General features: G+C 56.9%; 7 protein-coding genes and 1 pseudogene. All 8 read left to right on the top strand.

The features are described from left to right. Window positions 1-1,116: 1,116 nt before the first annotated feature. The 8 genes and pseudogenes from Q0859_RS21110 (at window position 1,117) to Q0859_RS21075 (ending at window position 7,856) form a co-directional block, all read left to right on the top strand. The gene (locus Q0859_RS21110) at window positions 1,117-1,515 is read left to right on the top strand and encodes a DUF3768 domain-containing protein (protein ID WP_299155075.1); all 399 of its coding nucleotides are present in this window, start codon (window positions 1,117-1,119) and stop codon (window positions 1,513-1,515) included. A gap of 141 nt (window positions 1,516-1,656) precedes the next feature. Further along, window positions 1,657-3,657: a ParB N-terminal domain-containing protein gene (locus Q0859_RS21105; RefSeq protein ID WP_299155073.1), complete on the top strand. Its 2,001-nt coding sequence runs from the start codon at window positions 1,657-1,659 to the stop codon at window positions 3,655-3,657. Between the two features lie 61 nt (window positions 3,658-3,718). Beyond that, complete coding sequence (locus Q0859_RS21100; RefSeq protein WP_299155071.1) at window positions 3,719-3,982, top strand: hypothetical protein; 264 nt, start codon at window positions 3,719-3,721, stop codon at window positions 3,980-3,982. Window position 3,983: 1 nt separating this feature from the next. Beyond that, window positions 3,984-4,640 (top strand): annotated as a pseudogene (locus Q0859_RS21095) (hypothetical protein). A gap of 149 nt (window positions 4,641-4,789) precedes the next feature. Continuing rightward, window positions 4,790-5,728 (top strand): zincin-like metallopeptidase domain-containing protein, encoded by a 939-nt coding sequence (locus tag Q0859_RS21090; protein ID WP_299155068.1) that lies wholly within the window; start codon window positions 4,790-4,792, stop codon window positions 5,726-5,728. A 314-nt stretch (window positions 5,729-6,042) separates the two neighbouring features. Continuing rightward, window positions 6,043-6,684 carry a hypothetical protein gene (locus Q0859_RS21085; RefSeq protein ID WP_299155066.1) on the top strand — a complete coding sequence of 214 codons (642 nt, stop codon included), beginning with the start codon at window positions 6,043-6,045 and terminating at the stop codon, window positions 6,682-6,684. A 90-nt stretch (window positions 6,685-6,774) separates the two neighbouring features. After that, window positions 6,775-7,350 (top strand): Uma2 family endonuclease, encoded by a 576-nt coding sequence (locus Q0859_RS21080; RefSeq protein ID WP_299155064.1) that lies wholly within the window; start codon window positions 6,775-6,777, stop codon window positions 7,348-7,350. Between the two features lie 101 nt (window positions 7,351-7,451). Further along, the gene (locus tag Q0859_RS21075) at window positions 7,452-7,856 is read left to right on the top strand and encodes a hypothetical protein (protein ID WP_299155062.1); all 405 of its coding nucleotides are present in this window, start codon (window positions 7,452-7,454) and stop codon (window positions 7,854-7,856) included. Window positions 7,857-8,025: the final 169 nt, after the last annotated feature.

Genomic DNA, 8,025 nt, shown 5'->3' with positions numbered 1-8,025 from the left:
GCTTAACTAAGCCCAGATGAGCGACGACTCCTCAAAGTCAAACCGCCATCTGTCTCAAACCATTTGATGACGGACACCACGACAAAATCAAAACAGTCGGTGCATATTTTTGTTCGATAACCACAGGGTCAAGAAGCACTCGTTTCAGCCCAGAGAGACTCATACGGCGGTTGGCCTTAACACAAAGAAATGTAGCTTAATCTCGAAATTGTCCGCGGACAATTTTCCAAACGCATCAGATCTTGATGAACTAACCCGCAGTTTGAATCATATGAAATTCCGGACCGACAACTAGCACCGCACTGTTTTTGAGCGGCTAAGCATAAGACGATAGGGATCGCACATCCAAAATACCCTCAACACCGAAGATTTGAGTGCTGTAATGACTATCGAGCTCGATTTGGTGCCAGAGATGCAAAATTTCTGCCCGCATATGGGAACTTACGTTTTATATCAAAGGCTTACGAAAATTCCTATTGTGAAAATGATTAAGATAAGTATCCGAATTGTCTGTCGTAACCAAATGCAGGTTTCAGCATGTCCGTCCTAAGAAAGGCTTAGTCCTGATGCCACATCGAGAGCTTAGAAGATTTGGACACCCTGATGATACTCGTCGACTGGAGCGGCATACCATCCGGCGCAACGAAGGGTAGCTACGTGTGGTCTTCAAAATTCCCAGTGCCATATGTGTCACGGTTCTAAATTGCTGGAAGTTCACTTTGGTGGCCTATGAAGGCCTGAAGCGAGTTATTAAGCGACTGGTACTTGGAGACGTTGCCCGCCTTGAAGCTTCTAAAGTGAGAACGAGCAGAGACGAAAAAAGTACAGTGTGGAAGGCTGACAACACATGAGACTCACTCAGGCGGCTTTAGGTTTTTCTGTATTTTGTTGGGGTCTGGTCTTTGGGGTTCTGCCTGCTGCCGCGGCGGTGCTCTATGCCGGATACCTCTGGAACATTCAAAAGACTGGTAGGGCAGGTGGAGACGTCAGAAAGGCTGTGTGGCCATTCTATAGATCGCGGGACTAAAATCGGTCGGTCCGGTCAAGGATAAAGGGCAAAAGAGAAAGAGGGCGTTGGGTCTGTTGGTTTCAACAGTGTCTTGAAAGGATGAACCCATGCCCAACTATAGTGCGACAACAGCCTATGCTGGATCAAAACCAAACACCTCCCTAATTGCGGCTCAAAACGATTCCTTCCGTAAACTCGCATGCCTCGGAACCGAACCCGGATATACGATCCCCGGACGACTGGTGGTTACACCGTCAATTATTGAAGGCGGCGAGGGGTATGTCCGATCTGCTTTGGAGGCCGTCGGATCAATGGACGACTTCGAGCCGGAAAATGATCCGGACGGTCTGCACGACTTTGGTACCGTCGATGTGCGGGGAAAGAAGGTGTTCTGGAAATTGGATCTCTATGAAGCGGGCACCGAATTTCGGTACGGTGCTGAAGACCCTGCGAACACTGACACCACCATGCGTGTTTTGACCGTCATGATGGCGAGGGATTGGTAGGGCAGGGACCCCAAACTCACGTGGAAGGCTCACTCACCCCGAAAAGGGAAAGTGGGCCTTTTGTTATGTGATCCCTGGATACGGGGATTGGATCTGCGTGCCATGGACCGGCGCGCGTCACACCACCGAGAAGGATATCACATGACACACGCATTCACTTCCATTTCACTGACAATCGCTGATCTGGTCGATCACCCCGCCAACGTGCGCATCAATTCCGGCGAGACATATGAGCCCGATGCAATCGCGCATCTCAAAGCGAGCATCGGCACCCTCGGGCTTCTGCAACCACTGTTGGTGCAGGAGCAAGACGGCAAATACGGCGTTCTCGCAGGGCGTCGGCGCCAGGCGGCGCTCCTCGCACTCCTCGCCGACAAGTCGGTAAAAGAGTTCACGAAGAAAACGAACATCGACTGCCGGCTGGTGCCTGATGACTGCGACGTCACCACCGCGCTCTCGTTGGCTGAAAACATCACGCAAGTGCCGATGAATGCCATTGATGAATTCGAGGCCTTTGCGCGGATGATGGAGGTCGATGGGCAAACACCGGAAACCATCGCCTCCACCTTCGGCACGACCGTGGCCGCGGTGAAGGGGCGCCTGCGCTACGGGCTGATCCATCCTGATATTCGCGCGGCGGCCCGTGCCAAGGACATTACGCTTGATGCGATGAAAGCCTTTGCCGATCATCCCAGCCAGGACGCGCAGAAAGAGGTCTTTGACGCGCTGACAAGCGAAGATCGGTATCTCAACGCCTATAGCGTGCGCCAGGCTTTGAAGCGCCGGGGCATTCAGGCGAGTGATGAGCTCGGCGTCCTCGTGCGAGAGGAATACGATGCCCGCGATGGCGCAATCGCGGCTGATCTTCTGGAGGAGCATTCGGTCCTCGAAGATGCCGCTTTGGTCGAAACCATCTTGTTGGAAAAACTACAGCAGGCCGCGGAGGATTCGCGTGCGAAGTTTGGGTTTGCTTGGGCCGATGCAACGGTCAGCTACGATCATGAGGTGATGTCCGCATATGGGCGCGTATATCCAAGCCAAGTTGATATGGACGATGAGGCTCAGGCGCGCGCTGATGAAATCGCCGAAGAGATCGAAGCGCTCGAAAAAGAAATGGAAGACGACGACATGGAGCAGGACGCCAATGACGCACTCTATGATCGCGTCGACGCGCTCGAGACCGAGATCCGCGACCTGCAGGAAGCCTACAGCACCGAGATCCTTGAACGGGCAGGGGTGATGGCCTCCTGGTCAAACAACCGGATCACCTTGCACGTAGGTTTGATCCGTCCCGAAGATCGGGTGGCTCAGCCTGGCGCCGCCGGTGGGGGCAATGAGGACAGCACCGCGGGGAATGACGATAAGCCCGCCTCCGACGAGATCGTCTATTCGGCGGCTTTGCAAGACGACTTCAAGACCGAACGTGCGATGGCACTTGGTGCAGCAATGGCCATGAACCCGGAGGCGACGCTCGATCTGACCTTGTTCAAACTGGTCACGGATGTTCTGCACAGCGGTATGACCATCACCTATGCAATCAAGGTGGATGCGCGGAAGGAGTATCGCGCCCATGCGAAGATGGACGAGATCGACAGCACGTCGCTTGAGCAGGTCGCCGCCGCCCATGACAAGCTCGATCTCGACTGGTTGGATGATACACGCCCACCAGCAGAGCAGTTCGAAGCCTTCCGGGCGCTGGCCCAGGCAGAAAAAGCCAAACTCGTCGCCTATGCAACGGCAGCAAGCACGACGCAGCCATGTTTTGCACGTCACCCCGAGCGTGACGGCCTGATGCACGCCTTCGAGCAGGAAATCATGCCTGACATCCGCGCGCATTGGGCGCCTAATGGGGCGCTGTTCAATCGCTTCAAGAAGGCGTGGCTGTTGAACATCCTGAGCAAAGAGCTCGGACTCGTGCAAGAGGCGGTAACGCTGGCGTCCTCGAGCAAGAAAGAGATTGTCGCGTTTCTCGACAAGCTCTTTGCAGAGCCCTTTGCGACGCTGACGGATTCACAACGCATGGCCGTTGAGAGCTGGTGTCCGCCAATGATGCAGACCGCAGACGTTAATGACGTGGATGAGGATGCCGACGAGGTCGGCGACGGACACGTCGAGCCCGCAGAGATGGATCAGGCGGCCTGATCAATTGCTCAAGACTGCACCGTCGCCACCGGCGGTGCAGTCGCAAATCATGGAGACACAGATGATACACACAGACGAATGCGACACCGTCGCTGGCGGCGATGGAAGCTGGTCCTTGGTCGATCAAGACGGCCGCACCGAGGCCTATCTGCCAGCGGAATTTGCTGCCAAAGCAGCCGCTGCCACACCGCTTCTGCAATTGATGGCCGATGCCTATAACCGGGGTCACGCACAAGGGCTTGATGCTGGCCAGAGATCGCTCCAGATCCAATTTCGGACTCTGATGGATCTCAGCGCACCCGACGATGAAGGCGGTGGACGCTGACATGGGCTGGACGTTTTACACCGACAGGCACGTTCAATCCTATGTGGATGAAAGGGCCGAGATTGAAAAGCTCTGCACCTATTCCAGTGACCTGCGCGAGACCAAGCTCATCAAGGCAAGCAAGGTGGGCACAACCTGGTACGCGGCTGTCAAGATCATAGGCAGTGACGCTGCACCGCTTGAGGATAAGACATATGTTCTCGATGCCGATGGCTCGATCACCATCGCGGCGGTGTTCTTGACCAGCTACAATGAGGGCTGTTGGGGCTATAAGGACATGTAGGAAAGCGCAGGGCCTGTCATGTCGCAAGCCCCTCTGAACATTTTGAAACACCTCTCAAATCTGAAGGATCCGGAAAGCTACGCCCATGCGTGGCGCCAGCGCTGCCGCGAATGGGCCGAGATCCCGACTTATGAGGAGGGTGACACCATCCGCCTCGCCAGTCCGGTCAAACTGACAGATGGATCCGAGTGCCAGCTCGTGACCGCAACGCATTACATGCGCTCCGGAAAGCGCCGCCGATGCTACAGGATTGCCGAGACCGGTGGCCTGACCCGTTTGTCGAAAGGCACGCTTGCCGGATCGACGCTTGTGAGTTCCGGCAAGGCGGCTGGCAGCGCTGTGCTCGCCGAGTTCTTTGCAGGGCAGGGGGGATAGCTCCCGGCCTTGCGACACAGGTTTGCGCCACACTGAATAGCCCGTTCTGCCATAAAAGTGCAGAGCGGGCTTTTTGTCATGTGCATTCGGGCCCGTGGATTTGGACCCGAGCGCGTTCCGTACACATCGACATGAAAAGGACATCCGCCATGGCCCGCTCCCAAAAGCCAAAATTTGACGCCTCCGAAGCCATTACGAATGAACTCATTCGCATCATTGAGCGCGGCGTGTTGCCGTGGCGCAAGCCATGGACAGCCGGAGGCAGCACGCAGCCCCTGCGCCACACGGGCGAGCCCTATCAGGGCGTGAACAACTTCCTGCTGACGATGCGGACAATGGTTGCGGGATATAGCTCTCCCTACTGGATGACGATGCGCCAGGCGAACGAGATGGACGCAAAAATCCGCAAAGGTGAAAAATCCGCCCTCGTCGTCTTCTATGGCCAGAGCCGAAAAGAGGCGGCGGAGGCGAGCAGCTCGAGCGGTGATGAGACCGATGGCGAAGCCGCCCGCGCGTTCCGCTTTCAAAAATCCTACCGCGTGTTCAACGCCGATCAGATCGAGGGCCTGCCTGAGAGTTTCCACCCAAGCCCTTTGCCCGAGACAGCCCATCCGCCTGCCAAGCCCATTCCGCACATACAGGCGTTCTTCGATGCGATCGACATCACAACGGTCTTCACCGGCCGGGAGGCCTATTACATACCAGCCGTCGACAAGGTCTACATGCCCCTGATCGAGCTCTTCGAAGACCCACGATCGTTCTACGGGGTCTGGGCGCACGAGATGTCTCACGCCACAAAAGCACGCCACCGACTGAACCGTTCCTTTGGCCATGCCCGATTTGGCAACACGGCCTACGCGCGCGAAGAGATCGTCGCCGAGCTGGCCTCCTGCTTCCTGGGTCAGAAGCTGGGGTTCACGGCGCATACGCTGGAAATGAATGCGGCATATCTCGACAATTGGCTCCGCGTGCTGCGCAGCGACAAGACCGCCATTTTCCAGCTCGCAGCTGATGCGCAGCGCGCTTGCGACTGGCTGGTGGAAGCCTCCGAGAAGGGTCGGGCTGACCCAATCGCTGCAGCGGCATAACACACACCCATCATTGCCCCACCGAAGGCCCGCGATCCCAAAAAGGGAAAGTGGGCCTTTTGCCATGTGAACTTATCCCATGGCCTCGGAGGACCAAAATCATGGACGGCGCATCCCACACACAGACCTTCTCATTTCTGACCGACACGTAATTTTTGAGCGCATTGGCATCCATCACTGACCTGATCGCCCAAGGTACGCTGCGCAGCTCGTCCCTGGCGGCCGTCAGGGTGTTGATAGCGAAGCGATCCTCGACAAGATCGTGGGGCGCGGTCGGACGCCTGCCCGCGCTGCGGCCTGAGGGGAGGGGAGATATGCGCTACAAACCTTGCCCCCGCCATCCGTTCGAAGATACGGAACGCAAGCGCGCGGCCCTGCGCCGCAAGCAAAAACGCGAGCGAGAGGCCCTGCCTCTCTTCGCCAATCAGATCGCCGCGCGTCAGCCAAGCGTGGATCAAGTGATGGCCGACAGAGCCTTTGCCGCGATCGCGCAGGAGACTCGCGACCGGAGCGCGCGGGCGCGCCAATGGCGTGAGGCTCGCCGACGGCTTGATGCGATGCCGCGTCGGGTGCGGCGGGCGTTGCGCATCGCTTGGGACTGCGCCCCATATCCAGGAGACCCAAGCCGACTGCTCGGCTTCCTGAACAACCACGCCAAGGGCGAGGTCGATCTGCGCGCCTTGCCCTTCCCGCTGTCAAAGACAGACGGATCAGGCGCGCGGATCGAAGATCTGTTCGAAACAGACAGCGATTGGCGCTTCATCTCCATCTTGCGATGCCGAGACATCGCTGAAGACCCCGATGGGCGCAGCATTGCAGATCGTCGTGCCGCCTATCATCACTTGCAGAAGGCGGCAGACTCCAACAAGGACCGGGAGCGGGGTCAGCAGGATCGGGTGCTTGCCACCGCACTGTGGCGGCGTTTGGGAGAGTTCGACGATCAGATCCGGCGATAGCGGCACGCCATCTTCAAAGGAAAAGTGGGCTTTGTGTCATGGCGTGGAAATTTACCACCTGACCTGTTATATGAGAGGAAACCAAAGATCATGAGATCTGACATGAACCAGATGACGCGGCCGCAAGGCAAAGCCACCTATCAGGATATCATCGACGCCCCACCCAATGTGACGGCTGAGATCATCTATGGCGCTTTGCACACGCATCCTCGGCCTGCGCCGAAACATGCCGTGGCGAATTCGAACTTAGGGATCGAGATTGGCAGCGCTTTCAACAAAGGTCGCAACGGTCCAGGCGGTTGGTGGATCATTGATGAACCTGAGTTGCACATCGGAACGGATGTACTCGCGCCGGACATTGCCGGGTGGCGGCGTGACACCATGCCCATGATCCCGGAGACGGCATGGTTCGACATCGTGCCTGATTGGGTCTGCGAGGTGCATTCACCGTCGACCCGGAAGGTGGATCAGATCGACAAAAGCGAGATCTACGCAGCCGCAGGCGTGAAGCATATGTGGTTTGTCGATCCCGATGAACGCACGCTCATCGCCTACGAAAACAACGACGGGGCCTGGACGACCATCGCCACACTGCGCGACGATGATCCTGTCTGCGTTGCGCCATTTGATGCGATCACGTTCAAACTGGACGATCTCTGGCCCTAACGCCACAACGTCCCGAATACTTTAGTCTTCAAAACGCAAGGCCCGGTCAACTGACCGGGCCTTTTGCATCTCTACACCCCAAAAATGGAAGGATTGACCCGATGAGCCAACCAGACGCATTCCCCCCTCCACATATTGGCCTGATCGACGCATGGGCCAAAGTTCGCAAAGCCATGGCTGAATTTACCCTCATGGCCGACAGTGTGCAGGCCATCTGTACTCACGACCATGCCGTTCAATGGGACCCCAAATACTTCCACCACAAGCGGCCCGATTGCCAAAGCCACCCGATGCGGGTCTGCGTTCATTGCGGACTGATCGAGTATGCGCAACGCCAGCTCGATCCCGACAGCTTTGATCCCGATGGCCCTCTGTTCGGATCAGAGATCCTTGCAGTCTACGAAGAGGGGTTTCGTGCAAATCACTTCAGTCTTCCCCGCGAAGCACCAAAAAACCGTCTTGACGGTGAGCCGGCACCCAAAGAGATCGAAAGGACGACCCCATGACCATCGACGAGATCAAAGCTGCCCTAGATGCCGGCAAGCGCGTGCATTGGGCCAACGAAGGTTACGTTGTCCATAAGGGTCAGCTTGGCCAATACCTGATCACATTCGAGCCAAATGGTAGCACAGTCGGCCTGACTGATCGGGCAGGAAAGACGCTCAATGGAGAGCC

This window comes from uncultured Tateyamaria sp., assembly GCF_947497045.1.
GTDB lineage: Bacteria > Pseudomonadota > Alphaproteobacteria > Rhodobacterales > Rhodobacteraceae > Tateyamaria.
The sequence above is the reverse complement of the archived record's forward strand: the minus strand, read 5'-3'. Positions and strand labels throughout refer to the sequence as shown.